Origin of the sequence: Microbacterium natoriense, assembly GCF_030816295.1 — a bacterium.
Classification (GTDB): domain Bacteria; phylum Actinomycetota; class Actinomycetes; order Actinomycetales; family Microbacteriaceae; genus Microbacterium; species Microbacterium natoriense_A.
On sequence record NZ_JAUSXV010000001.1, the window covers coordinates 3,861,799 to 3,887,758 of the forward strand.

Consider the following 25,960-nt stretch of genomic DNA (forward strand, 5'->3'; position numbering starts at 1 on the left):
GTCCACGGCGCAGCGTTCGGAGTCAGGCCCAGCGCTCCTGCAGCCACGCGATCCCGGTCAGAGCCTCCTGCCGCTGGAACTCGCGCAGCGTCGGCATGCCGGGAGGCGCCGGCAGACGAGACTTGAACAGGTACCCGCCCGTCAGGGCCGCGATCAGCGAGTCGATGTCGGCATCCGCCACGCCATCGAAGAGCGGATGCCGCCCCAACACCTCCTCGACGTCGATGGCCTCACCTCGCATGCGCACATCGAAGAGATAGCAGGCGCCGTCGGTCCAGCGCGCACCGATGCCTGCCCACGGCCAGTCGATGATCCAGGCGACGCCGTCACGGTCGAGGATCACGTTGTCGGCGCGGCAGTCCAGGTGCTGAAGGTGCTCCCCCGCGGTGGCCTCCGCGACACGATCCGCCGCCGCGAGGATGCGGTCGTATGCTCCCTGCACCCATTCGGGCAGCTCACCGATCACGCCCTCGGCCTCGAGCCGGCGCCACCCCTCGGCGTCGCCGGCGAACTCCGCGGCGGCGTCCGGCAGAACCGCGGGGTCTCCGGCAGCGCTGCGAGGGAAGCCGGCCAGAGCATCGAGGACGGCATCCACGTCGCGCCCGTCAGCCGCGGCGCCGGGATGCGCTCCCTCGATGTCCTCCAGCACGAGGCCCACCCACTCGTCGGTGACGTACGACCCCAGCAGTCGCGGTGCGCTCACACCTGCCGTTATCCGCTCCATCACCGCGAGTTCCCGTCGATGGAGGTCGTACGTCCCGCTGTGGCGGAGCCGGTCCACCGCCTTCACGAAAGCGCGGGAACCCGATGCGGTGCGGACACGATCGGCGCTGCCCGGTGAGAAGCCGTCGCTCTGGCTGCTCGCCTCGATCACGACGTCGCCCAGCACGTCCTCGACCGCGAGATGCAGGCCGGAGGGCAGTTCGTCCCAAGCGGCTCGGGTCTTCGCGTCCTGATGCATCGTCCCACCGTATCGGCGAGGAAGCGGCCGAGGGCGCGACCCCTGCTTCCATCGCGGGATTCCGGTCCTGCCACGAGACCCGCCGTCCGCGCGTGGCTCTCACGGCGAACGGCGGGTCTCACGACCGGAGGCGGATCAGATCGCGGCTTCCCGGCGGCGGACCCTCGCGACGAGCAGCACCAGCGCGCCGATCGCGAGCAGAGCGAGCGCCCAGCCCAGCCCGGTGACAACGCCACCTGTGGTCGCGAGGACCTGCAAGTCGACGGATGCCGTCGCCGCTGCCGTCACGGTGACCGCGCCTGCGGCGCCGCTCACGGTCGCGACGTTGACGACCTTGCCCGCGGCGACGTCCGCCGCGGTGAGCGCATACGTCACGGGTCCGCAGTCGGTCGCCGCGCCAGGAGCGAGGTCTGCGATGTCGCAGTCGATCGCGCCGCCGAGCATGGGGTCCGTGATCACGATGCCGGTGAGCGTACGGGAGCCCGTGTTGGTCACCGTGAAGCGGAACTTCACCGTGTCGCCCGCGTTGATCCTGCCGTCGCCGTCGGCGTCGGCGTAGTCGCCACCCGTCTTGGTGAGCGCGATGGCCGGCTGCGCCTCGATCGGCGTCACCACGGTGTCTTCGATCGTGGGCGGCTCCTCGCCGGTTCCGGTGCCCGTCGCGGTGGCGGTGTTGATGATCTCGCCGGCGTCGACCTCGGCCTGCGTGAGCACAGCGGGCTCGCCCGCGCACACCGTGGAGGCGCCGGGCGCGAGCTCGGTCGTGTCGCACACGATGTCGCCGGTCAGCCGAGGATCGGAGACCGAGACGCCCGTGAGCGTCGTGGTTCCGGTGTTCCTGACGGTGAACGTGTAGGCGATCGTGTCGCCGGCGTCCGTGCGTCCGGTGTCGTTCGCGTCGACGATGGCCGCCGCCGACTTCAGCAGGGAGAGCGCGTCCGTGCCGATCACCGCGACGTCCGCCTCATCCGTGGCCTCGGCGACCTCTCTCCACGACTCGCCCTCGACGCTCGCCGTGTTGTGCACGGTTCCGGCGTCGACATCCGCCTGCGTCAGCGTGTAGTCGATCGGGCCGCAGGTGGCGTCCCGACCGGGCATCAGCTCGAGCCCGTCCAGAGCGGGGCACTCGAGCTCTCCGCCCAGCAGCGGGTCCGTCAGCACGATGTTCCGCAGGGCCGTGGTTCCGGTGTTCCTTACCGTGAACGTGTAGGGCACGGTGTCGCCCGCGCCGACCATGCCGTCGGCACCCGGGTCGATGGAACCGGGGGTCTTGGTCAGTGCGATCGCCGTCGTGCCGGCGAACATCACCTCGGCCGAACCCTCGTCGCCGACCTCGCCGATCGGGCTGTCGCCGGTCGCGGTCGCGGTGTTCGGGCGACGCTCCGCCTCGATGTCCGCCTGAGTCAACGCGTAGGTGAAGGGGCCGCAATCGGCGCTCGCACCCGGCAGGAGCTCAGCGATCGTGCACAGGGCACCGGTCCCGAGGAGCGGATCGGTCACGGCGACATCAGTCAGAGTCGTGTTACCGGAGTTCTGCACCGTGAACGAGTAGTCGATCGTGTCGCCGGCGCCGACGAAGCCGTCGTCGTTCGCATCGGTGACCTGACCGGCCTTCTTGGTCAGCTCGATGCCGGCCGTCTGATCGATGTCCGCCGACGCGGACGCGGTGTCCTCGACGAAGCGGTTGTCGGGTCCCTGAGCGATTGTCGAGGCCGTGTTGCGCACCACCCCGTTGTCGATGTCGTCCTGCGTGAGCGTGTACGCCACCGGGTCGCATGTCACGGACTGTCCCGGCGCCAGCACTGCGCCCTCGAGCGCGTCGCAGGTGACTGCTCCCCCGAGCATCGGGTCGTCGATCTGTCCGTTGTGCAACGTCGTCGTCCCGGTGTTGGTGAGCGTGAAGGTGTACTGGATCGTGTCGCCCGCGTTCACCTGGTTGTCGCTGTTGATGTCGACGACCGTGCTCGGGGTCTTCGTGAGACTGACGCTGTTCACGCTCGGGACGATCACGTTCGCCTCCGCATCGTCGGTCGCGGTGCCTCGAGCGGACTGTCCTGTGACGGTCGCCTCGTTGTGCACGGTGCCGTTGTCGATGTCCTGCTGAGTGAGCGTGTAGGTCACCGGCGCACAGGTGACCCCGGCTCCGGGCGCGAGCGGTGCGCCGAGCGCCGCACAGGTGACGGCGCCGCCGAGCTTCGAGTCGGTGATCTGCGTGCTCGTGAACGTGGCGTCTCCCGTGTTGCGCACGGTGAACGTGTACGCGACGGTGTCGCCCTGGTCGATCCTGCCGTTGCCGTTCGCGTCGACCGGAGCGGCCACCGCCTTCTCGAGCTCGATCCGCGGGGTTCCGGCGACCGGGACCGTGCTGGTCGAGCTGTTGTCGGACGGATCGGGATCGGGCGTCGTCGAGGTCACCGTCGCGGTGTTCGACAGCTGTGCGTCGGGCGTGGCCGGGTCGACGGTGCCGGTCACGGTCGCCGTGAACGTGGCGCCGACGGCGAGGGTTCCGACCGTGCAGTCGAGCTGAGCCGTGGTGATCGTGCACCCGGAGGTGGGCGTCGTCGGATTCAGCAGCGCCGCCGGGAGCGGATCGGTGACCGAGACGGCGGATGCCGCGCTCGGCCCGTTGTTCGTAACGACGATCGTGTAGGTGATCGGCGCGTTCAACTGCGCCGGGTTCACGGATGCCGTCTTCACGATCGACAGGTCGGCAGAGGGCGTGCCGTCGATCGTCGATGTACCCGTGTTGTTCGAGGGATCGGGATCGGGCGTCTGCGACGTGCCGGTGGCGGTGTTCGTCACTGCCCCCGTCGCCACCACGCGCGCTGTCACTGTGAGCGTCGCCGACTCTCCGGGGAGCAGCGTGCCCACGGTCCAGCGGGCGTCGGCGGCCGACCAGGTGCCGACCGACGGCGTGGCGTTCACGATGATGAGGCCGGGCGCTGCCGCCTCGTCGACGACGACACCGGCTGCCGTGGACGGACCGTCGTTGCGCACGGTGACGACGAAGCTCGCCTCGCCCTCGAGCGGAACGCTCGGGGTGCTCGTGGTCTTCGTGACCACGACGTCGGCGCTCGGGGTCAGCGGCTTGTCGACGGTCGACGTGTTGTCAGAGGGGTCGGGATCGGGCGTCGGCGATGTGACCGTCGCCGTGTTGCTGAGGGTCCCGGTCGCGCTCTCGGCGAGTGCGCCCTCGATGCGGATCTGCACGACCTGGCCCACGGTCAGGTCTCCGACCGCGCACGTGAGGGTGCTGCCGGAGAGCACACAGCCCGCGGGCGTCGCGCCGATCACGAATCCGGCCGGAAGGGTGTCGCTCGCGACGACCCCGCGCGCGACCGAAGGGCCGCCGTTCGAGACGGTCAGGGTGTAACCGAATCCGCCACCGGGCACGGCCGAGGCGTCGGCGGTCTTGACCACGCTGATGTCGGCGCTCTGCACGACCTCGACGTCGGCCGAATCGGAGTTGTTCTCGGGGGTCGAGTCCTGGGCGGGCGAGGCCACGGATGCCGTGTTCGTGAGCGTGCCGGCCGGGGCGTCAGCCGCGACCAGAGCCTGCACGGTGACCGTGCTCGACGCACCTTCGGCGAGTGTCGGCCATGTGCACTCGACGCCACCCGACGTCGTCGTGCAGCTGCCGGAGGTCGCCGTCGCGCTGATGACGGTCAGTCCCGTCGGAAGCGTGTCGCTGAGAACGGCGTTGACCGCATCCGAGCTTCCGTTGTTCGTCACCACCATGGTGTACGTGACGGTGCCGCCGGCGGCGACCTGCGCGGCCGATGCCGTCTTGGTCACGGCGAGGTCGGCGATGATCGTCGGGTTGAAGCTGGTGGAGTCGACGTTGTTCGACGGGTCGGGGTCGGGCGTGCTGCTGGTGACGCTCGCCGAGTTCTGCACGACGGCGCTCGCTCCGGAGGCGAGCGCCACGGTGACGGTGATCGTCGTGGTCGCGCCGGGGGCGAGAGTGCCGACGAGGCAGCCCAGGGTCTGCCCCGTCATCGAACAGGAGCCCTGCTGAGGGCTCACGCTGACGAAGGTGGTCGCGGGGTCGAGCGGATCGGTCACGCGCAGGTCGCGAGCCTCGGACGGGCCGTCGTTGTGCACGGCGAGCGTGTAGGTCACGTTCTGCCCTGCTACGGGCGCCGCCGGCGCGTAGGTCTTGATGATCGAGACGTCGGCCTCGGCCGTGAGGGTTCCGGATGCGGAAGCCGTGTTGTTCGAAAGGTTCGGATCGGTGAGGGTCCCCGACACGGACGCCGTGTTCGTGAGCGCTGCGCCGGGGCTCATCGACGCCGAGACGGTTCCCGTGACGGTGATGGTGCTGCTCGCGTTGACCGCGAGGGACCCGAGCGTGCAGCTGATGCTCGCACCGATCGTGCACGTGCCCTGCGCGGGAGTGACCTGGGTCACCGCGAACCCGGCGGGCACGGCATCCGTCACCGACACGCCGGTGGCCGTCTGCGGGCCGTTGTTGGTGACGGTGATCGTGAAGGTCGCCGGCTCGCCGGCCACGAGCGGCGAGGTGTCGAGCGTCTTGGCGATCGCGAGATCGGCCGCCGCGTTGACGGGCGTCTGCACCTCATTGCTGGTCGAGGTGCGGTTCTGGTTCACCACTCCGTCGTGGAAGGCGACGTTCGCCTCGTTGAGGACCGTGGTGGCCGCAGCAGACACCGCGACCTTCGCGTCGAACGTGTAGCTCGTGCTCGCTCCCACGCCGATCGATCCGCCGACGGTGGCGCTGCCGTTGTCGCCGAGGCGCACTCGCACCGTTCGGGACCCGGCGGCGTACTCGCCGCGGTCGTCGCCGGACGCATCCGTCAGGGCCCCGGCACCGGCGCCGGCGGTGATCTTGACCGATCCGGGGACGAAGTCGATCCCGGCGGCCAGCTGGTCGGTCGAGACGGCCTGCGTCGCCGGGTTTCCGCCGTTGTTGACGGTGGTGACCGTGTATCGGAGGACGTCGCCGACCTCGGCCGTGGACCCGCCCCGCGTGAGGTTCGTCACGCTCTTGGTCGTCACGAGGCACGGGCCGGTGCCGAAGGTGATGTCGTCGAGGAAATTGCCGACAGAGGCGTTGCCCGAACCCGCGCTGACCGCCTCGAACCCGAAGCGCGTCACGGTCTGGCCCGCCGGCACGGTGTAGGTGCCCGAGTGCGCTCCCCACGCGGCCGTGGTGTCGGAGAGATTGGGCCCGCTCTGCACGAGCGTTCCCCCCGGGACGCCGATCACGACCCTCATGACGTCGGTGCCCTGGCGCGCGCGGTGCTTGAGCGACCAGGCCAGCGTCTGGCCCGGTGTCGTCGCGACGTCCTGGTAGAGCATGCTGGCGCTGTTCGCGTTGAGTTCGGCGAACTGCCGCCCCTGCGCCGCAGACACGCCCTGGAATCCGCTCGACCAGACCTCGATCTGGTTCGCGCTGTCGTTCGTGAGCCACCCGGGGACCTGAGCCTCGGGTATCAGTCGGTAGGTCGCGTTGCCGATCGCCGGCGATTCGAACGAGCCGTTGGTCAGCGAGACCGTGCCCTGGCACTGCGTCGGGTTCTGCGCCGCCGACGCCGACGTCGGCGCGATTGCCTCGGTCACGACCGTGAGTCCCGCCGTGAGCAGCAGAGTCGACGTGACCGCCGCGATGGTGCGCCGAAGGCGCGCGTGAGCGTGTGAAAACACAGCCGTCCCCTAATTTCTCCCCAGAGGCTCCCCGCATCGCTCGGGCGATGCACCTCTCCGCATCCGACACTAACGGAGTCGTCAGCGCAGAGCCATACTCATCCCGTGCTCCGATGCGGGATCGAGACCCGATTACGATCGAAGGTGCCCGCCCGCAGGAAGGTCGCCATGCCCGTCTCCACGCACGCCCTCGCCCACGCCGAGGATCTCGCCGACTTCGTCGCCGCATCTCCGTCCAGCTACCACGCAGCCGAGGAGGTGGCCCGCCGGCTCGAGTCGGCGGGTTTCGCCCGGCTTCGCGAAGAGGACGCCTGGTCGGTGCAGCCGGGAGGCCGCTACGTCGTGGTGCGCGACGGTGCCGCCATCGCCTGGACGGTTCCTTCGGATGCCGTCGCCACGACGCCCGTTCACATCCTCGGCGCGCACACCGACTCCCCCGGCTTCAAGCTCAAGCCCCAGCCGACGACCGGGTCGGCCGGCTGGCTGCAGGCGGCCGTCGAGGTCTACGGCGGCCCGCTGCTGAACTCCTGGCTCGATCGGGAGCTTCGCCTGGCCGGGCGCCTCGCCCTCGCCGACGGCCGGGTGGTGCTGGCCGACACGGGCGCTCTGCTGCGTCTGCCGCAGCTGGCCGTGCACCTCGATCGCGAGGCGAACACCGGTCTCGCACTCGACAAGCAGTTCCAGACCCAGCCCGTGTGGGGCCTGGGAGATCCGACGCAGAACGACATCCTCGCGGAGCTCGCCGCGTCCGCCGGGGTCTCGGCATCCGACATCCGCGGGTACGACGTCGTCATCGCCGACTCCGCACGGGGCGCGGTGTTCGGCAAGGACAGCGCCTTCTTCGCATCGGGCCGCCTCGACGACCTCGCCTCCGTGCACGCGGGCGTGGTCGCCCTCTCTTCGCACTCCACGGACGCGGGCCCGATCGCCGTGCTCGCGGTCTTCGATCACGAGGAGCTCGGCTCCGGTTCCCGCTCGGGAGCCGGCGGCCCCTTCCTCGAAGATGTGCTCGAGCGCGTGTACGCCGGGCTCGGCGCGGACTCCTCGGCGCGCCGGCGCGCCTACTCGTCGTCGTGGTGCCTGTCGAGCGACGTGGGTCACTCCGTGCACCCGAACTACGTCGGCAAGCACGACCCCGTCGTGCACCCGGTGCTCGGCTCGGGGCCCATCCTCAAGCTCAACGCGAATCAGCGCTACGCGACGGATGCCGTCGGCTCCGCCGCCTGGCGGGCCTGGTGCGAGAGTGCGGGTGTGCGCCCCCAGGAATTCGTGTCGAACAACAACGTGCCGTGCGGGTCGACGATCGGTCCGATCACCGCGACGCGTCTCGGCATCCGCACCGTCGATGTCGGCATCCCGATCCTCTCGATGCACTCCGCCCGCGAACTGGCCGGTGTCTCCGACCTGCACGATCTGACGCGCGTCGCCGGAGCGTTCTTCGCCGGCTGAGCCTCCGAGGACCGCCCGCCACCACATCGTCGACGCGCCACCGCCGAATCGGCGTGAAGAACATGGTGGCGCGTCGCGAAAGTGGTGGCAGAGCGGGCGACGCGATGCCGACCGATTCCCCACCGGCGCTCGCGGTGCCAGGATGTGCACATGAGCGACAACAGGAGTGCGCTGATCGAGCGCGCCGGCATCGAGATCATCCCCGAGTCCGACCGGGGCGCGAAGCCCCGCGATCTGTTCTGGCCGTGGTTCGCCGCGAACGTGTCGGTGTTCGGCATGTCGTACGGCTCGTTCATCCTCGGTTTCGGCGTCTCCCTGTGGCAGGCGACCCTCGTCTCGGTGATCGGCATCGTCGTGTCGTTCTTCCTGTGCGGGTTGATCGCGATCGCCGGCAAGCGCGGATCCGCCCCCACCATGGTGCTGTCGCGCGCGGCTTTCGGGGTGCAGGGGCAGAAGCTTCCGGGCATCGTGTCGTGGCTGACCTCGATCGGCTGGGAGACGTCGCTGGCGATCACGGCCGTGCTCGCCACGGGAACGATCCTGCGCAGGCTCGGATGGGTGAGTGGGAACGACGACACCGCCGTGAAGATCATCGCGACGATCGCGGTCGCCGCACTGATCGTGGGCGCCTCGGTGCTCGGATACCACACGATCATGAAGCTGCAGTCGGTGCTTACCTGGCTCACCGGTGCGATGACGGTGCTGTTCCTGATCTTCACCTTCCGTCACATCCAGTGGGACGTCGCGTTCTCCCGCCCCGACGGCACCTTCGCGCAGACCGTGGGAGCGCTGGTCATGGTGATGACCGGCTTCGGGCTGGGCTGGATCAACATCGCCGCCGACTGGTCGCGGTATCAGAAGCGCACGGCATCCGACGGGCAGATCATCGCCTGGAACACGATCGGCGGCTCGGTCGCTCCCGTCATCCTCGTCTTCTTCGGCCTCCTGCTCGCGGGTTCCGACGACGAGCTGTCGGCAGCCGTCGGCGGCGACCCGATCGGCGCCCTCGCGACCCTGCTGCCGCCGTGGCTGCTGTTCCCGTTCCTGATCGTCGCGATCCTCACGCTCGTGTCCGGCGCGGTGCTCGGCATCTACTCCTCCGGCCTCACGCTGCTGAGCCTCGGCATCCGCATCCCCCGCCCTGCCGCGGCCGCCGTCGACGGTGTCATCCTCACGACCGGAACGATCTTCGTGGTGTTCTTCGCGACGAGCTTCATCGGGCCGTTCCAGTCGTTCCTCATCACGCTGGGCGTGCCGATGGCGTCGTGGGCGGGCATCCTGATCGCCGACATCCTCCGCCGCCGCGCCGACTACGACGAGGCGGCCCTGTTCGACTCGCGCGGACGTTACGGCGCGGTCGACGGGCTGTCGATCGGCACCATGCTCGTCGCGACGGCGATCGGCTGGGGCTTCGTGATGAATCAGATCCCCGGCACCCCCTGGAATGACTGGCAGGGCTACTTCCTCGATCTGTTCGGCTGGCGCGACGACTGGGGCTACGCGAACCTCGGCGTGCTGTTCGCCCTCGTGCTGTCGTTCCTCGTGACGTGGTTCGGACGGGCGGGAACGATCCGGCGGCAGGAGCAGGCGTGACACAGTGGCTGGTCGTCATCGACCCGCAGAACATCTTCGCCTCCCCCGAATCGGCCTGGGGATCGCCGTTCTTCGCGGCGGCGATGCCGCGCATCAGCGAGCTGGCCGACGCCTTCGGCGAGCGCGTGATCGTGACGAGATGGATGCCGACAGCCGATCGATCGACCTCGTGGGGCGACTACTTCGCGGCATGGCCGTTCGCTGATCGACCGGCGACGGATCCGCTGTACGACCTCGTCCCCGAGGCCGCTCACCTGACTCCGCATCCGACGCTCGATCTTCCGACCTTCGGCAAGTGGGGTGCCGAGATCGAGGCGATCGTGGGGCACGGGGCGCACGTCGTGCTTGCCGGAGTGTCGACCGACTGCTGCGTGCTGTCGACCGCGCTGGCGGCGGCGGATGCCGGTGCGCACGTCACGATCGCGGCCGACGCCTGTGCGGGGTCGACGGCGGAGAACCATGCGGCCGCGCTCCACGTCATGGGCCTGTACCCGCCGCAGATCACGATCGCCGACACCGCGAGCGTCCTCGCCACACTCTAGATCCGCCCCTCGCCACACGAACCGGAATACTGCCACACTGTCGGTGGGAGGGGTTCCATGAGCACGCACGCCGCAGAAGAGCGCACCGACGACGTCGTCCACCCGAAGAAGCGACGCCGATGGCGGCGCACGAGGATCGCGCTCGGCATCATCGTCGCGGTCGTCGCCGTCGTCGCGATCATCGGATCGATCACACCGTGGCCCTCGGCCATGGTGATCCGCTCGGTGTTCTCGAAGGGCGGGGACGACACCGCCGCCGAGATGGACAAGCACGTCCCCGACACGAAGCTCACCGAGACGCTCGACGTCGCCTACTCGGACGACGGCGTCGACACCACGATGGACGTCTTCTCCCCGGCATCCGCCACGGGCCCGCTGCCGACGATCGTGTGGATCCACGGCGGCGCCTGGATCTCAGGCTCCAAGGAGAACGTCGACCCGTACATGCGCATCCTCGCCGCCGAGGGGTACACGGCGATCGCGGTGAACTACACGATCGGCCCCGAGGGCGTCTATCCCCTCGCAGTGCACCAGCTCAACGACGCCCTCGCCTACATCGACGAGCACGCGGACGAGCTCGGAGTCGACCCGACGCAGATCGTGCTCGCCGGGGACTCCGCAGGCGGGCAGCTGGCCAGCCAGATGGCGACGCTGATCACGAACCCCGAGTATGCCGAGATCATGGACATGACCCCCGCGCTCACGGCGGATCAGGTCGTCGCGACGGTGCTCAACTGCGGCGTCTACGACCTCTCGGCGCTCGCCGAGCTCACAGGCCTCGTCGGCTGGGGCTTCAAGTCATCGATGTGGGCGTACGCCGGCACGAAGGACTGGGCCGAAGGCTCGACCGGAGCCACGATGTCGACGATCGACTGGGTCACCGCCGACTTCCCGACCACCTACATCTCCGGCGGCAACGGCGACGGGCTGACCTGGCTGCAGTCCATCCCGATGGCGAAGCGCCTCGACGAGCTCGGCGTCGAGGTCACGACGCTCTTCTGGCCCGCTCCCCACGAGCCGTCGCTCCCGCACGAGTATCAGTTCCACCTCGACACTCCCGACGCACGGACCGCGCTGCAGAAGACGATCGACTTCCTGAACGCGCACACCACGCACTGACGACATCCGTCTTCCGGCTTCCGGCCCTTGCAGTTCGGGGGACGACACGCCAGATCGGGGGACGAAAGTCGTGTTTCGTCCCCCGATGTGGCGTGTCGTCCCCCGGATCGGAACGGTGCGGCACGGGTGCAGGCGGACGGATGCCGCGCGCGTCACTTCATGGTGTCGAGGATGCCCACCAGATCGTCGAACGTCGTGAGCGGGTTGAGGATCGCGAATCGGGTGTTGGGGCGGCCCGCGTGCGAACTCGGCACCACGAAGGCGTGCTGCGTGTCGAGCAGTTGATCCGACCAGCGATCGTAGTCGGCGCGGTCCCAACCGTTGCGCTCGAACACCACGACCGACAGCTGCGGGTCGCGCACCAGCGTCAGCTCGGGGCGTCGGGCGATCTCCTCGGCGATGCGCTGCGTGAGCGCGAGCGTCGCGCTCACCGCCTCGCGGTAGGCCGTGACGCCATAGGTCGCGAGCGAGAACCACAACGGCAGGCCGCGGGGACGCCGGGTGAGCTGGATCGAGTAGTCCGAGGGGTTGAAGTCGTCGGCATCCGTCAGCGTGTCGAGGTACTCGGCGTGCTGCGTGTGGGCGCGGCGACCGCTCTCGGGATCGCGGTACAGCAGTGCGCAGCAGTCGAAGGGAGCGAACAGCCACTTGTGCGGGTCGACGATCATCGAGTCGGCGCGTTCGACGCCCGCGAAGATGTGCCGGGCTTCGGGCGCGAGCATCGCGGTGAGCCCGTAGGCGCCGTCGATGTGCAGCCAGAAGTCGAACTCGTCTTTCAGGGCGGCGATGCCGGCGATATCGTCGACGATCCCGAAGTTCGTGGATCCCCCGGTCGCGACGACGGCGCACACCTCGTCACCGTGCTCGGCGAGGGCCGCACGCACCCCCTCGGGGTGCAGCCTGCCGTCGGCGCCGGCCGGGACCAGCAGCACGTCGGCATCCATCACCTTGGCGGCCGACTTGTTCGAAGAATGCGCCTCAGTGCTGCACACGATCTTCCAGCGCGTCGGGAGCTCCTTGCCCGCAGCGATCAGTCGAGCCTTGGTGGCCTCTCGTGCGGCCACGAGAGCCGACAGGTTGCCGATCGTGCCGCCCTGCACGAAGACGCCGCCGGCGGTGTCGGGCAGACCGAACTCGCGGGCGAGGAAGGCGAGCACCTCGTTCTCGGCGTGCACGGCGCCCGCGCCCTCGAGCCAGCTGCCGCCATAGAGCCCGGAGGCCGAGACGACGAGATCGAACGCGATCGCGGCCATGGTGGGCGCGGTCGGGATGAACGACAGGTAGAGCGGATGACTCGTACTGAGGCACGCGGGGGCGAGCACGTGCTCGAAGGTCGCAAGCGCCCTGGTGGCGCCGAGCCCCTCGTCGGTGATCGTGCGTCCGCCCGTCAGCCGGGTGAGCTCACCCGGTGTCTGCGGCTTGTCGAGCGGCACGAAGTCCGACAGCATCCGTCGCCTCGAATAGTCGAGGACGGCGTCGACGATCGCCGTGGATTCGGCCGAAGCCGCGTGCATGCGTTCAGCTGCCATGCGCTTTCCTGTTCTGTGTGGGGTCAGCCGAGGACGGCTGCGAGTGTGCGGCGGGCGAGGTCGGCCCGGTCGTGCGGAGTCCACTTGACCAGCGAGTGGGCGCTCATGCCGTCGACCATCGCGAGCAGCAGCCACGCGGCGGGCTCTGGATCGACGGCTCCTGCGGATGCGCGGCGGATGACGTCTTCGAGTCCGGACTGCCAGAGATCCATCTCATGACGGACCCGCTGCCCGAGCGCCTCGTTGCGAGCGCCGAGCGACCAGGACTGCACCCAGACCAGCGCGACGTCTTCGCGGGTGTCGTCGAGCAGCGTCTCGATCAGGCGCTGCAGGTTCTCGCGGAGGTCCCCCGAGAAGACGAAGCCGCCCAGAACCTCTTCGCGTTCGGCGGCGACGATCTCTCCGAACACCTCGGCGACGAAATCGTCCATCACCGGCCGGTAGTGCGCGATGAGCGCGGGCGTCACTCCCACGCGGCTCGCTACGGCGCGCACGGTGAGCGCGTCGATGCCGCTCTCGCACGCCAGCGCCTTGGCGCCGTCGACGATCGAACGCTCGCGCTCGGCGGGCGGCAGCCGCTTCGCCGCGGCTCTTGACGTGTTGTTCATCACGGGATACCGTAGCACCTGTTGGCCACCCGTTCAATAGGCATCCGCCGCGGTTCCGATCTCGGCGAAGCACGGCACCCCGAGGAGACCCCATGACCTGGCGAATGCCGGCAGAGACCGCCCGCCACGATCGCATCTGGATGGCGTTCCCGGCCGAGGGGCAGACCCTGGGCGAGAACGCAACCGAACGCGAAGAGGGCTACGCCACCTGGACCGCCGTCGCGCACGCCGCCGCCGAGTTCACCCCGGTCTCGATGCTCGTCGACCCGAGCGAGCTCGACAGGGCGCGCCGCATGCTCAGCAAGACGATCGAGATCGTCGAGGCGCCTGTCGACGAGTTCTGGATGCGCGACTCGGGGCCGAGCTTCGTCGTCTCCGACGACGGCCGCCTGGGCGCGGTCGACTGGATCTTCAACGGCTGGGGCGCTCCGGAATGGGCGCAGTGGAGCAAGGCCGCTCAGCACGCCCGCATCATCGCGGGCGCCGTCGGGGCCGAGCTCGTCAGCTCCGTGCTGGTGAACGAGGGCGGCGGCATCCACGTCGACGGGGAGGGCACCGTTCTTCTCACCGAGACCGTGCAGCTCGACAAGCGCCGCAACCCGTTCGCCGACCGGCAGCGGGTTGAGGCCGAGATGCTGCGCACGATCGGCGCGACCGCAGCCGTCTGGCTGCCCAGAGGCCTCACCCGCGACTACGACGACTTCGGCACGAACGGCCACGTCGACATCGTCGCGACCCTCGCCTCCCCCGGCCGCCTGCTGCTGCACGAGCAGCAGAACCCCGAGCATCCCGACTTCGAGGTCAGCCGGCAGCTGCGCGCGCACCTCGAGCAGCAGACGGATGCCGCCGGCCGCAGCTTCGAGATCATCGGGCTCCCCGCACCCGCCACGCTGCGCGACGACGAGGGCTTCGTCGACTGGAGCTATGTCAACCACCTCGTCACGAACGACGGTGTCGTCGCCTGCGGATTCGGCGACGAGCAGGCGGATGCCGCGGCCCGCGCCATCCTCGCCGACGCCTATCCAGGGCGCACCGTCGTCACAGTCGACGCGCGCCCGCTGTTCGACCGCGGGGGCGGCATCCACTGCATCACCCAGCAGCAGCCGTCGCTCTGACCCGACCGCCCGTCTGCGTTTCGTCTCGCTTCGCTCGCTCAACGACCAACTTTCGCGGGTCGTTGAGCGAGGAGCGAAGCGACGAGACGAAACGAAACGCATCAACCGACAAGGACTCACGATGTTCAACGTGCATGAAGCCTCCATCGCCGATCTGCGGCGCGCGCTCGAATCGGGTCGGACCACGGCGGTCGAACTCGTCGAGGCGTACCGGGCCCGCATCGCCGCCTACGACGCACCCGGCACCGTGACCGCGCTGAACGCCGTCGTGGTGCACAACCCCGACGCACGCGCCGAAGCCGAAGCGTCCGATGCCCGCCGTGCGGCCGGCCAGACGCGCGGCCCGCTCGACGGCATCCCTTACACCGCCAAGGACAGCTACCTGGTCACGGGGCTCACGGCCGCATCCGGCAGCCCCGCTTTCCGGGACCTCGTGGCGCAGCGCGACGCCTTCACGATCGAGCGCCTCCGCGCCGGAGGAGCGATCTGCCTGGGTCTGACGAACATGCCGCCCATGGCCAACGGCGGCATGCAGCGCGGCGTCTACGGTCGCGCGGAGAGCCCGTACAACGCCGGCTTCCTCACCGCCCCCTTCGCATCGGGCTCGTCGAACGGGTCCGGCACCGCGACGGCGGCCAGCTTCGCGGCCTTCGGCCTCGGCGAGGAGACGTGGTCGAGCGGCCGGGGACCTGCGACGAACAACGCGCTGTGCGCCTACACGCCCTCGCGCGGCGTCATCTCGACGCGCGGCAACTGGCCGCTCGTGCCCACGATGGACGTCGTGGTGCCGCACGCGCGCACCATGGCCGATCTGCTCGAGATCCTCGACGTGATCGTCGCCGACGACGCCGAGACCCGAGGCGACTTCTGGCGCTCGCAGCCGTGGGTTCCGCTGCCGTCGGCATCCGACATCCGCCCTGGCTCCTACCCGGCCCTCGCGGCATCTGCGTCGCTGAGCGGCGCCCGCATCGGCATCCCGCGCATGTACATCAACGCGGATCCGGATGCCGGCAACGCCGAGAATCCCGGCATCGGCGGGCCGACCGGGCAGCGCATCGAGACGCGGGCGTCGGTGATCGAGCGCTGGGAAGCTGCGCGCCGCGACCTCGAAGCGGCCGGCGCAACGGTCGTCGAGGTCGATTTCCCCGTCGTCTCGAACTACGAGGGCGACCGCCCGGGGGCTCCGACGATCGCGACCCGCGGTCTGGTGTCTCCCGAGTATCTGAGGCGCGAGATCGTCGACCTGTCGGCATGGGGCTGGGAGGACTTCCTGCAGGCCAACGGCGACCTTGACCTCTCGACGCTCGCCGACGTCGACGGCGCCGCGATCTTCCCGCACCCGGCGGGCGCGCTGCCCGACCGCTACACCGGCTTCGACGACGACATCGCCGAGTACCCGGGCTGGGTGCGCGAGCACCCGGGCATCGGATTCCTCGACATGCCGGAGCTCGAGGGCGGGCTGCGCGGTCTGGAGGAGACCCGTCGCGTCGATCTCGAGGAGTGGATGGATTCTCTCGGCCTGGATACCGTCGTCTTCCCCGCCGTCGCCGACGTCGGCCCCGCAGACATGGACGTGAACGAGGCGTCGGCCGATCTCGGCTGGCGCAACGGCACCTGGATCGCGAACGGCAACCTCGCCGTGCGCCATCTCGGCATCCCGACGGTCACGGTGCCGATGGGACTGATGGCCGACATCGGGATGCCGATCGGCCTCACCTTCGCCGGCCGCGCCTACGACGACGTGAAGCTGCTGGCTCTGGCCGCGGCGTTCGAGGCGGCAGGCGCTCCGGGTTCCCGCCGCACTCCCCCGCCCCGCACGCCGGCGCTGTAGTCCGCTGGCGGGCACTGCGCGTCTCGAGCCCCGGCGTCTACGCTGAGCGCATGGCCCTCAGCGCGTTCTTCTTCACGCTCTTCCTGAACGTCGTGTTCTGGAGCGTTGTCGCCGTTCTGCTCCTCAGCGCCGCCTTCGCCGTCGTCTGGCTGATCACGGCGGTGATCCTCGGCGTCCTCGAGACCCGTCGGATGCGCCTCGAACCCGAAACGGAGCACGACGTCGACGTGGAGGATCTGTTTAACATTTCACCTCTGTGACGCTCGCCACGAAAGTGATATGTTCGGGGCATGAGCACTGAGAACGAGCGCGCGCTCGAAGACGGCATCGTCACCGACCTGACGGGCCGGATGACCTACGGGTCGTATCTGGCTCTCGATCAGCTGCTCACCGCGCAGCACCCGGTCAGCACCCCCGAGCATCACGACGAGATGCTGTTCATCATCCAGCACCAGACAACCGAGCTCTGGCTCAAGCAGCTGCTGCACGAGCTGTCCTCCGCCCGCCGGCTGCTCGCGAGCGACGATCTGCGAGAAGCGCTCAAGCGGGTCGCCCGCATCAAGAAGATTCAAGACGTGATGACCCAGCAGTGGTCGATCCTGGCGACCCTCACCCCCACCGAGTACGCACAGTTCCGCGGCTCGCTCGGCAGCTCCTCCGGCTTCCAGTCCGTGCAGTACCGCGCGGTCGAGTTCGCCCTCGGCAACAAGAACGAGAAGATGCTCAGCGTCTTCCGCGATCACCCGGCGAACCTCGCGCTGCTGACGGCCGAGTGGGAGAAGCCGACGCTGTACGACGAGTTCCTGCGGTACGCATCGCGCCGCGGCCTGCCGGTGCCCGCCGAGATCCTCGACCGCGACGTGCACGAGCCCTACCGCGAGACCCCCGAGCTCGTGCCCGCGATCCGCGAGATCTACGTGAATCCGCAGCAGCACTGGGACCTGTACGAAGCCTGCGAGGACCTCGTCGACCTCGAGGACAACTTCCAGTTCTGGCGCTTCCGTCATCTCAAGACGGTCTCGCGCACGATCGGCATGAAGATCGGCACCGGCGGGTCGAGCGGCGTCGGTTTCCTGCAGCGCGCGCTCGAGCTGACATTCTTCCCCGAGCTGTACACCGTGCGCACCGAGATCGGCGGCTGATGCAGACCCTCCCGCACGAGGATGGCACGGTGATCGGCGGCTTCACCGATCACCACGTGCATCTGCAGCTCGTCGACCACACCCTGCTGGCCGGATCGCGGCTCGGGAGGGTCGTCGATCTGGGCGGGAATCCGCGTTTCGTCTCGTCGCTGCGCTCCTCGCTCAACGACCAGTCACACGTCCGCAGAACGTCGATCGAGTTCGCCGGCGCGTTCCTCACTGCGGTCGGCGGCTATCCCTCCGACCGCTCCTGGGCACCCGCAGGCTCGTTCCGCGAGATCGCGGACAGAGCGGATGCCGCATCCGCCGTCGCCGAGATGGCGGATGCCGGCGCCTCCCGCATCAAGGTCGCGAGCAACAGCACCGCCGGGCCCGTCTTCGACGACGACATGTTCCGCGCCATCGTCGGACTCTCCGCGGCACGCGGCCTGCCGGTCGTCGCCCACGCGGAGGGCGTCGGCGAGGCACAGCGCACCGTCCGCCTGGGGGCCGCGATCCTCGCGCACGCTCCCTTCACCGAGCGGCTCTCGGACCACGAGATCGGAGAGCAGGCGGCATCCGTCTCCTGGATCTCGACCCTCTCGATCCACGACGAAGCCGCCCTGGCGACCGCGATCGACAACGTCCGCCGCTTCCACGCGGCGGGCGGCGCCGTGCTGTACGGCACCGACATGGGCAACGGTCCGACTCCGGTCGATCTGAATCGCTACGAGATCGACGCGCTGCGCGAGGCCGGCATCGACGGCGCCGACCTGCTGCGGACCCTCGATCCCGTCGATCCCTCCCATCCGGCATCCGTCCGCCTGCTCCTCCCCGCCGGCGATGCCGACCCGTTCCACGCACAGATCCTGAAGGTGTGACATGACCGACCTGCTCACGACCGCCCGCGCCCTCGACGCCGCCGACCCGCTGGGCTCGCACCTCGACGCCTTCGCCGAGATGCCCGGTGTCACGGCCTACCTCGACGGCAACTCGCTCGGCCGCCCGCTGCGCGACATCGGCGAGAAGATCTCCGACTTCGTGCGCGGCGATTGGGGCACCCGCCTGATCCGCTCGTGGGACGAGCAGTGGATGGATCTGCCCGTCGCTCTCGGCGACCGCATCGGCGCGGCCTGCCTGGGTGCCGCCGCAGGGCAGACTGTCGTCGCCGACTCGACCACCGTGCTGCTGTACAAGCTCTTGCGCTCGGCCACCGCGGAGCGCAAGGACCGGTCCGAGATCGTGATCGAGCGGGGCAACTTCCCCACCGATCGCTTCGTCGCCGAGGGCGTCGCGGCCGAGTCCGGCATGACCGTGCGATGGATCAGCGCCGATCCGGTGCAGGGCGTGCAGATCTCCGACATCGCCGATGCCGTCACCGCGCGCACGGCTCTCGTGGTGCTCAGCCACGTCGACTATCGTTCGGGTGCCCTCGCCGACATGGAGGGCATCACGGCGAAGGTCCACGAAGCCGGTGCGCTGATGCTGTGGGACCTGTGCCATTCGGTCGGCGTGATTCCGATGCGGCTCGATGAATGGGGCGTCGACCTCGCCGTGGGCTGCACGTACAAGTACCTGAACGGCGGACCGGGCGCCCCGGCCTTCGCCTACGTGCGCGCGGCGCATCACGGCGTGCTTCGTCAGCCGATCCAGGGGTGGATGGGCGCCGCCGACGTGTTCGCGATGGGACCCGCCTACGTCCCCGACGCCACGATCCGCCAGTTCATCAGCGGAACCCCTCCGGTGCTCGGGATGCTGCCCATGCAGGGGATGCTCGACCGCATCGAGCAGGCGACGATCGAGGGCGTCCGTGCCAAGTCGAAGACGCTCACCGATCTCGCAGTGCAGGCCTTCGACGAGGTGCTCGCCCCGCTCGGTGTGCGCCTGCTGAGCCCACGAGATGCAGAACTCCGCGGCGGCCACATCACGATCGGCCATCCCGACTTCCGCGCCGTGACCCAGCGGCTGTGGGCCGACGGCGTGATCCCCGACTTCCGCTTCCCCGACGGCATCCGTCTGGGTCTCTCGCCTCTGAGCACCTCTCACGTCGAGACCGTGACCGGCGTTCTGGCCGTGCGCGATGCGCTGCTCCAGGGACCCATCCAGGAACCCACGGGATGACCCCCGTCTTCGATGACATCGACGCGCGCCCTGGCAGCACCGCCTCGCTTCTGCGGACTTTCGTCGGCCTGTATCTGCGCCGGCTCGGCGGGTGGATCTCAGCGTCCGCGCTGGTCTCCCTGGCGGGTTCGCTCGGAATCCCCGAGTCGCAGGCACGCACCGGCGTCACCAGACTCAAGCAGAAGGGCCTGCTGCTCGCCGAGCGCGACGGCGTTCCCGGGTACCTGCTGAACCCCGAGGCCGTGCCCATGCTGGAGCGCGGCGATCGACGCATCTTCGAGATGCGCGAGATGACGGATGCCGACACGTGGTGCCTCGTGTCGTTCTCGATTCCGGAGAGCGCCAGGAACGTGCGCCATCAGCTGCGCAAGCGGCTGCAGTTCATCGGGGCGGGAGTCGTGTCATCCGCTCTGTGGATCTGCCCCGGTCATCTGCAGGGCGAGGTGGAGCAGATCCTCGACGACCTCGATGCGCGACCCTGGGCGACCCTGTTCTCCGCGGCTGCCCCGGTGCCGTCCGGCTCGCTCGTCGAGGCCGCGGCCGACTGGTGGGATCTGACCGCGCTCCGCGCCGCGCACGAGAGCTTCCAGACGTCCCTCTCGACTCTGCCGGAGGAGCCGTTCGCCGCGTACGTCCATCTGATCGACCGCTGGCGCGTGCTGCCCTACACCGACCCTGGACTGCCGCCGGCGATGCTCCCGGCCGATTGGCCGGGAGCATCGAGCTTCCGCGCGTTCGCGCGGCTTGCGACAGAGAACGCGGGCCCCGCGTGGGAACGGGTTGAGGCGGCTACCCGCTGACCTCCGTGAGGAATCCCGAGACGTGCTCCTGCAGGCGCAGGATCCGCAGGTCCCTGGCCAGCTCGCGGTCGTAGCCCTGATACGCCAGCGGCGGCAGCATCCGGACGTTCCGCGAGCAGCCGAACTCGGCGCAGACCAGAGTGCCGACCGCATCGCCCTTGCGTCCGGCGGCGCCTGCCTTGCGGGCGACGAACAGCTGCACGTCATTGCGGAGCGTCACGTCTTCGCACCAGGAGCACTGGCCGCGCGCAGCGAGCCGCTGCTCGGCTCGCTGCAGGAAGATGCCGACGGGGTCGTCTTCGAGCCGGGCGACGACATAGGCGCGGCGGGGCAGCTTGGGATCGACCCAGCCGAGATAGTCGAGCTTGTCGAAGTCGATGTCGGCGAAGCCGACGGGAAGGTTGAGGTCTGCGACCTCTTTGCGGGAGGCGTTGATGAAGGACGCGCGGATGGCGCGCTCGTCGAGGGGACGCATGAGTGATGAGTGCTTTCGTGAGAAGGATGGAGGTGGGTACGTCTCAGCGCCGGCGACGGGGGTTCCGCCTCCGGCTGATCCTCAGCCTCTGCCCGCGGCGCTGAACGCGCCTGCGGCTCCGTTCCGCGCCGGGAGGGCGCTCATCGAGAACAACACGCGTCGATCCTACGCCTCTTTGTTTCACTGCGTGTCGGATGCGCTTCCCGATCCGACACGCCCGACCTACTCTTGCGGGAACGCCTCGACCGACAGGAGAAACCCGTGTCCACGCCGCAGAACTTCCTTCCGCCCCTTCAGGTGCGTGAGCGTTCGGCGTGCATGTGCTCGCGCGGTGAGATCTGCTCCTCGTTCGCCTCCGGTCACGGCCTGCACCTGATCCAGGCGCGGCTCGCCTCGGCGACGCCATCGGAGTGGGTCGACGCGATCGTCGAGCGAGCGGATGCCGCGACCGGCGAACTCGTCGTACGCACGCTCGAGGGCGACGCGCACGCGCTGTGGAACGCCACCGGCGCTGCGCTCGAAGCAGCGCCGGGCAGCCCGGTCGCTCTGCACGTGCGCTACGGCGTGCTGGCGGTCGGCCGCACGCAGTTCAACGTCGCCTCCGTCTGAGGGCTCGTCAGGCGGACGCCATCATCATGTCCTTCATGGCCATGCAGGCGTCCATGCAGGCCTTGCACGACTGAGCGCACATCCGGCAGACGTCGCTGTCATCGGCATGCATCATGCACATGTCCATGCAGGTCTGGCACATCGCGATGCAGGCGTCGAGCATCGACATCATCGAGGCCGGCGTCATGCCCTGCATCCGCATCATGGAGCGCATCATCGTGTTGCACATGTCTGCACAGTTCATGCATGCGGGGGCGCAGTCCATCATCTGCGTCGAGCAGACGGTGCACGCCTGTTCACACGCCGAACACGCGTCCATGCACGCCTGCATGACAGACATGTCCATCATCGCCATGTCAGGCATCGACATCATGTTCTTGGACATGGCGCCCATCATCATCGAGTCCATCGCACACCGCTCTCGTCTCGGGTCAGCGGGCGGAATCGTCCGCTTGCCGCCAGAGTAGTCCTCGCCGCTCGCCGCGTCGATGGGTGATCCCTAGACGGACGCGAAGCCGGATGTCAATCCCGTCGTGATCACGCGAGTCTCGTGCGACAGTGGCCGTTCCACTGATCGCTTCGCGAAAGGAGCACACCATGGGCGTCGGAGACGACATGAAGAACGCTGCCGAGAAGATGGGCGGAAAGGTCAAGGAAGGCGTCGGCAAGGTCACCGGCAACGAGGACCTCGAGGCTGAAGGCCGGGTGGATCAGGCCAAGGCCGCAGCCAAGCAGGCGGGCCAGGACGTGAAGGACGCCGCGAAGAAGGCGCGGGCGACAACGTCCGAGACGCCTTCGACAAGTAGGTGCAAGCAGCTCCCCGCGCGTCGGCAGGGCGCTCCCTCGGGAGGTCGCCCTGCCGGACGCCGCGTGGAGCACGGGAACAGAGAGGAGATTCTGATGCCAGGACGCAGGAACAACTCGTTGAAGGACCCGAAGCTGTACGAGGAACTCCGCGACGACGGTGCCTCCAAGGAGAAGGCCGCACGCATTTCGAATGCCGCAGCGCGAGACGGTCGCAGTGCGGTCGGGCGGCGAGGCGGCGAGCACGGCGACTACGAGGACTGGACCGTCGACGAACTCAGGAAGCGCGCGAAGGAGCTGGGTCTGCACGGCTACAGCGGCAAGCGCAAGTCGGAGCTGATCTCCGACCTGCGGGATCATTAGGTCCTGATGTCCGCGCGCTTCGGCGTCGAGGAGGAGTTCGTCGTCCTCGATCGTCAGACCCTCGCACCGATCGGGATGGATCACGGAGCGCGCGAACGCATCACGGGCCGCCGCGGTGGCGGTGAGGTGATGCCGGAGTATCTGACCTGTCAGCTCGAGTGCGCCACCAGTCCCGCCGAGACGCGAGCGGAGGCCGGGGAGCAGTTGACGAGGATGCGGGCCCTGCTCGCCGTTCACGCCGCTCAGCAGGGAGCGATCGCTGCCTCGTCCGCGACGCCGTTCATCGCTGCCGGCGGGTTCGTCGTGTCGACCTCGACGCACTACGACGAGGTCGCAGATCAGCTCGGCGAGATCACACGAGATCATGAGGTCAACGGCCTGCACGTCCACGTGGAGGTGCCGGACGACGAGGAGCGCGTGCGCGCTCTCAATCGCGTGAGGGAGTGGCTTCCGACGCTGCTGGCGCTCACCGGAAACGGTCCGTACGCGCACGGCAGGCACTCCGGGTTCTCGAGCTGGCGCAGCATCCTCATCCGCCGCCTGCCCTCGTCGTGGTGTCCGCCGCGATTCCACGACCTCGACGACTACACCGCGCGTATGGATCGTCTGGTGGCGCTGGGCGCCATCGGCGACGCGGCCTCGATCGCCTGGGCGGCGCGACTCTCCCGGCGTTTCCCCACCGTCGAGGTCCGGGTGTTCGACGCACAGCTCACGACCGATGACACCCTGTTCGCCGCCGCGCTCGCGCGAGCGCTGATCCTCTCGGAACCGGCGAGCGCACGCCCCGCCGAACCCGACGCCATCGACGCATCGATGTGGACCGCCGCGCGGCGAGGCACGCAGTCACGTGTGATCGACCCGACCACCGGCGAGGTGGGCCCGTTCTGGGAGGTGGCCTCGGCCATGCTCGCTCATACGCGACCCGTACTCGCCGACCTCGGGGACGAGGAATTCGCGGTCGAGCAGTTCGCACGCATCCGTGCCGACGGCACGGGTGCCGAACGCCAGGAGCGCGCCTATCAGCGCGGCGGCGTGGCGGGCCTGCGCGACCTGTACCTCTCCGGCATGAGCGCCTGACCGGCATCCGCCCCTCGCGTCCGCTCACGACGGTAGTGTTCCGATCGTGGCTTCTTTCGCTCCTCTGCAGCGGCTCGTGATCGCGATCGCGGTCCTCGCCTCGTTCGTGACCTTCCTCGACGGCACCGTGGTCAACGTGGCCCTGCCCGCGATCAGCCGCGAACTCGGCGGCGGCATCACGACGCAGCAGTGGGTGGTGGATTCCTACCTCATCACCCTGAGCGCACTCATCCTGCTCGCCGGCTCCGTCTCCGACGCATACGGACGAGTGCTCGTGATGCGCATCGGCCTGATCGCCTTCGGCGTCGCCTCCGTCGCGGTGGCCGCAGCCCCCGATCCCCTCGTCCTGATCATCGCGCGCGCTCTGCAGGGCGCGGCCGGAGCCCTGCTCGTTCCGAGCTCGCTCGCCCTGATCACGGCGACCATGCGCGCCGACGTGCAATCGCGGGCGATCGGCGTGTGGACCGCGTTCACGACCGCAGCCCAGCTCGTCGGCCCGCTGCTGGGCGGACTCTTCGTCGACTATCTGTCGTGGCGCTTCGTCTTCCTCATCAACGTGATCCCGATCGCGGTGAACCTCGTGCTGCTCGCCCGGTTGAAGCTGCAGGAGCACCCGAGCGGCGTGCGCGTGGACTGGTGGAGCGGAGCACTGTGCGCCCTGGGTCTCGGTGCCGTCGTGTTCGCGCTCATCGAGCAGCCGACCAGGGGTTGGACGTCGCCGGTCATCTGGATCCCCGGGGTCGCCGGGGTCGTGCTGTTCAGCGGATTCCTCTGGCGGCAGCAGAGCTCGACCTCGCCTCTGCTGCCGGTGTCGCTGTTCCGTGTGCGAGACTTCGCCTGGGGCAACCTCGCGACGCTGTTCGTCTACGCGGCGCTGTCGCTGAACGGTTTCGTGGTGGGTGTGTACCTGCAGCAGGGTGCTGGTCTTCCGGCCACCGCCGCCGGGCTCGCGAGCCTTCCCATGACGATCCTGATGATCCTCGTCAGCTCTCGCGCCGGCGCCTGGGCCGGTCGTCTCGGCCCTCGGCTGTTCATGACCATCGGCCCGCTCATCATGGCGGTGGGCGCAGTGATGCTGCTGCTCGTCTCGGAGCGCTTCGACTACTGGTGGCAGGTGCTCCCGGCGATGATCGTGATGGGCCTCGGCCTGTCGCTCACCGTCGCACCGCTGACGGCGGCGATCCTCGGCGCGATCGACGAGGCGCACTCCGGCATCGCCTCGGCCGTCAACAACGCGGTCGCGCGGGTCGCGGGTCTGCTCGTCGTCGCGATGATCTCGACGATCGTCGGCGGCACCCTGAACCTCGCCGGCTTCCACAGCGCGGCGATCGTGACCGCTGTCCTGCTCGTGCTGGGTGGAGTCGTGTCATGGATCGGCATCCGCCGCAATCCCGCGCAGGAAGCCGAGGCGACACCCCGTTGACCCTGTCGGCGACCCGGCGCAGACTGAGGGCATCGTCGCCCGTCACCAACGGAGGTCCACCGTGAGCACGGCTCCCCTTCCCCCTGTCGTCGACGCCGCCACCTGGCAGCGCGAACTCGACGCCCTGCGCGTGCGCGAGAAGGCGGCCACCCGCGAACTCGACGCGATCGCTGCGCAGCGACGCCGTCTGCCGATGGTCGAGCTGCCCGAGTACACCCTCGTCGGCGCGGACGGCCCCGTGCGCCTCGCCGACGTCTTCGACGGGAGCTCCCAGCTGATCGTCTACAACCACATGTGGTCGGACGGCAACGAGTGGCAGTGCCCCGGATGCACCGGCTTCACCTCGCAATTCACCCGCCTCGATTTCCTCGAGCGCTACTACGACGCGAAGTTCGTGATCGTGAGCAACGGCCCGATCGACGAGCTGCTCGCCTACCGCGACCGCGTCGGCAATCGGATGCAGTGGTTCTCGAGCGCCGACAGCACCTTCGGCGCCGACGTGGGCGCGCCTGCGAACGCGGGCTTCGCCCTCAACGTCTTCCTCCGCGACGGCGACACGGTCTACCGCACGTGGCATTCGAACGGACGGGGCACCGAGCGCCTCAGCCATCTGCAGGCTCTCGCCGATCTGCTGCCCTACGGACGCCAGGAGGAGTGGGAGGAGTCCCCCGAGGGCTGGCCGCAGCATCCGACCTATTCGCAGGGAATGGGCTCCAAAGAGATCGGCGCACTGTACGGGGCACGGAACTGAGA

General features: G+C 69.0%; 22 protein-coding genes and 1 pseudogene. 17 read left to right on the plus strand and 6 right to left on the minus strand.

What is annotated here, in order from left to right:
- Nucleotides 1–22 precede the first annotated feature (22 nt).
- Nucleotides 23–961 carry a phosphotransferase gene (locus QFZ53_RS18380; protein ID WP_307298799.1) on the minus strand — a complete coding sequence of 313 codons (939 nt, stop codon included), beginning with the start codon at nucleotides 959–961 and terminating at the stop codon, nucleotides 23–25.
- 135 nt (nucleotides 962–1,096) lie between these two features.
- On the minus strand, nucleotides 1,097–6,628 hold the full coding sequence (locus tag QFZ53_RS18385; protein ID WP_307298800.1) for a DUF7507 domain-containing protein: 5,532 nt from the start codon (nucleotides 6,626–6,628) through the stop codon (nucleotides 1,097–1,099).
- Nucleotides 6,629–6,796: 168 nt separating this feature from the next.
- On the opposite strand from QFZ53_RS18385, the gene QFZ53_RS18390 reads away from it, so the two are divergent.
- The 4 genes from QFZ53_RS18390 to QFZ53_RS18405 all read left to right on the plus strand — a co-directional run bounded on the left by QFZ53_RS18390 (nucleotide 6,797) and on the right by QFZ53_RS18405 (nucleotide 11,331).
- Nucleotides 6,797–8,077 (plus strand): M18 family aminopeptidase, encoded by a 1,281-nt coding sequence (locus QFZ53_RS18390; protein WP_307298802.1) that lies wholly within the window; start codon nucleotides 6,797–6,799, stop codon nucleotides 8,075–8,077.
- 150 nt (nucleotides 8,078–8,227) lie between these two features.
- Entirely contained in the window at nucleotides 8,228–9,670 is a 1,443-nt protein-coding gene (locus tag QFZ53_RS18395) for a purine-cytosine permease family protein (protein ID WP_307298803.1), read from the plus strand.
- Nucleotides 9,667–10,212 carry a cysteine hydrolase family protein gene (locus QFZ53_RS18400; RefSeq protein ID WP_307298808.1) on the plus strand — a complete coding sequence of 182 codons (546 nt, stop codon included), beginning with the start codon at nucleotides 9,667–9,669 and terminating at the stop codon, nucleotides 10,210–10,212. The genes QFZ53_RS18395 and QFZ53_RS18400 overlap by 4 nt, the downstream gene beginning before the upstream one ends.
- A 57-nt stretch (nucleotides 10,213–10,269) precedes the next feature.
- On the plus strand, nucleotides 10,270–11,331 hold the full coding sequence (locus QFZ53_RS18405; RefSeq protein ID WP_307298810.1) for an alpha/beta hydrolase: 1,062 nt from the start codon (nucleotides 10,270–10,272) through the stop codon (nucleotides 11,329–11,331).
- A 152-nt stretch (nucleotides 11,332–11,483) separates the two neighbouring features.
- Here QFZ53_RS18405 and QFZ53_RS18410 read toward each other — a convergent pair whose 3' ends face one another.
- On the minus strand, nucleotides 11,484–12,860 hold the full coding sequence (locus QFZ53_RS18410) for a pyridoxal phosphate-dependent decarboxylase family protein (protein WP_307298812.1): 1,377 nt from the start codon (nucleotides 12,858–12,860) through the stop codon (nucleotides 11,484–11,486).
- Between the two features lie 23 nt (nucleotides 12,861–12,883).
- Nucleotides 12,884–13,468: a TetR/AcrR family transcriptional regulator gene (locus tag QFZ53_RS18415; protein ID WP_307298815.1), complete on the minus strand. Its 585-nt coding sequence runs from the start codon at nucleotides 13,466–13,468 to the stop codon at nucleotides 12,884–12,886.
- 92 nt (nucleotides 13,469–13,560) lie between these two features.
- On the opposite strand from QFZ53_RS18415, the gene QFZ53_RS18420 reads away from it, so the two are divergent.
- The 7 genes from QFZ53_RS18420 to QFZ53_RS18450 all read left to right on the plus strand — a co-directional run bounded on the left by QFZ53_RS18420 (nucleotide 13,561) and on the right by QFZ53_RS18450 (nucleotide 20,456).
- Nucleotides 13,561–14,583, plus strand: a complete 1,023-nt coding sequence (locus tag QFZ53_RS18420) for an agmatine deiminase family protein (RefSeq protein WP_307298817.1) — start codon at nucleotides 13,561–13,563, stop codon at nucleotides 14,581–14,583.
- Between the two features lie 121 nt (nucleotides 14,584–14,704).
- Entirely contained in the window at nucleotides 14,705–16,414 is a 1,710-nt protein-coding gene (locus QFZ53_RS18425; protein ID WP_307298819.1) for an amidase, read from the plus strand.
- 50 nt (nucleotides 16,415–16,464) lie between these two features.
- On the plus strand, nucleotides 16,465–16,674 hold the full coding sequence (locus QFZ53_RS18430) for a hypothetical protein (RefSeq protein ID WP_307298821.1): 210 nt from the start codon (nucleotides 16,465–16,467) through the stop codon (nucleotides 16,672–16,674).
- Between the two features lie 30 nt (nucleotides 16,675–16,704).
- Nucleotides 16,705–17,556 (plus strand): tryptophan 2,3-dioxygenase, encoded by an 852-nt coding sequence (locus tag QFZ53_RS18435; RefSeq protein WP_307298822.1) that lies wholly within the window; start codon nucleotides 16,705–16,707, stop codon nucleotides 17,554–17,556.
- On the plus strand, nucleotides 17,556–18,416 hold the full coding sequence (locus QFZ53_RS18440) for a hydrolase (RefSeq protein ID WP_307298825.1): 861 nt from the start codon (nucleotides 17,556–17,558) through the stop codon (nucleotides 18,414–18,416). Before QFZ53_RS18435 ends, QFZ53_RS18440 begins: the two co-directional genes overlap by 1 nt.
- Nucleotide 18,417: 1 nt before the next feature.
- Complete coding sequence (locus QFZ53_RS18445) at nucleotides 18,418–19,656, plus strand: kynureninase (RefSeq protein WP_307298828.1); 1,239 nt, start codon at nucleotides 18,418–18,420, stop codon at nucleotides 19,654–19,656.
- The gene (locus QFZ53_RS18450) at nucleotides 19,653–20,456 is read left to right on the plus strand and encodes a PaaX family transcriptional regulator (RefSeq protein WP_307298831.1); all 804 of its coding nucleotides are present in this window, start codon (nucleotides 19,653–19,655) and stop codon (nucleotides 20,454–20,456) included. The genes QFZ53_RS18445 and QFZ53_RS18450 overlap by 4 nt, the downstream gene beginning before the upstream one ends.
- On the opposite strand, the gene QFZ53_RS18455 is transcribed toward QFZ53_RS18450, so the two are convergent.
- A complete protein-coding gene (locus QFZ53_RS18455) occupies nucleotides 20,446–20,931 on the minus strand; it encodes an FBP domain-containing protein (protein ID WP_292909582.1) in 486 nt (161 codons plus the stop codon). The genes QFZ53_RS18450 and QFZ53_RS18455 overlap by 11 nt on opposite strands.
- 261 nt (nucleotides 20,932–21,192) lie before the next feature.
- Between QFZ53_RS18455 and QFZ53_RS18460 the strand changes: the two genes are divergently transcribed.
- Nucleotides 21,193–21,540 carry a hypothetical protein gene (locus QFZ53_RS18460; RefSeq protein ID WP_307298834.1) on the plus strand — a complete coding sequence of 116 codons (348 nt, stop codon included), beginning with the start codon at nucleotides 21,193–21,195 and terminating at the stop codon, nucleotides 21,538–21,540.
- A 7-nt stretch (nucleotides 21,541–21,547) separates the two neighbouring features.
- On the opposite strand, the gene QFZ53_RS18465 is transcribed toward QFZ53_RS18460, so the two are convergent.
- The gene (locus QFZ53_RS18465; RefSeq protein ID WP_307298837.1) at nucleotides 21,548–21,925 is read right to left on the minus strand and encodes a hypothetical protein; all 378 of its coding nucleotides are present in this window, start codon (nucleotides 21,923–21,925) and stop codon (nucleotides 21,548–21,550) included.
- Between the two features lie 251 nt (nucleotides 21,926–22,176).
- On the opposite strand from QFZ53_RS18465, the pseudogene QFZ53_RS18470 reads away from it, so the two are divergent.
- From QFZ53_RS18470 to QFZ53_RS18490, 5 genes and pseudogenes are all read left to right on the plus strand, one after another.
- Nucleotides 22,177–22,248: pseudogene (locus QFZ53_RS18470) on the plus strand (CsbD family protein); the annotation flags it as partial.
- A 192-nt stretch (nucleotides 22,249–22,440) separates the two neighbouring features.
- Complete coding sequence (locus QFZ53_RS18475) at nucleotides 22,441–22,707, plus strand: DUF7218 family protein (protein ID WP_292909574.1); 267 nt, start codon at nucleotides 22,441–22,443, stop codon at nucleotides 22,705–22,707.
- A gap of 6 nt (nucleotides 22,708–22,713) precedes the next feature.
- A complete protein-coding gene (locus tag QFZ53_RS18480; protein WP_307298839.1) occupies nucleotides 22,714–23,784 on the plus strand; it encodes a carboxylate-amine ligase in 1,071 nt (356 codons plus the stop codon).
- A 46-nt stretch (nucleotides 23,785–23,830) separates the two neighbouring features.
- Entirely contained in the window at nucleotides 23,831–25,207 is a 1,377-nt protein-coding gene (locus QFZ53_RS18485) for an MFS transporter (RefSeq protein ID WP_307298841.1), read from the plus strand.
- Nucleotides 25,208–25,268: 61 nt separating this feature from the next.
- A complete protein-coding gene (locus tag QFZ53_RS18490; protein WP_307298842.1) occupies nucleotides 25,269–25,958 on the plus strand; it encodes a DUF899 domain-containing protein in 690 nt (229 codons plus the stop codon).
- Nucleotides 25,959–25,960 lie beyond the last annotated feature (2 nt).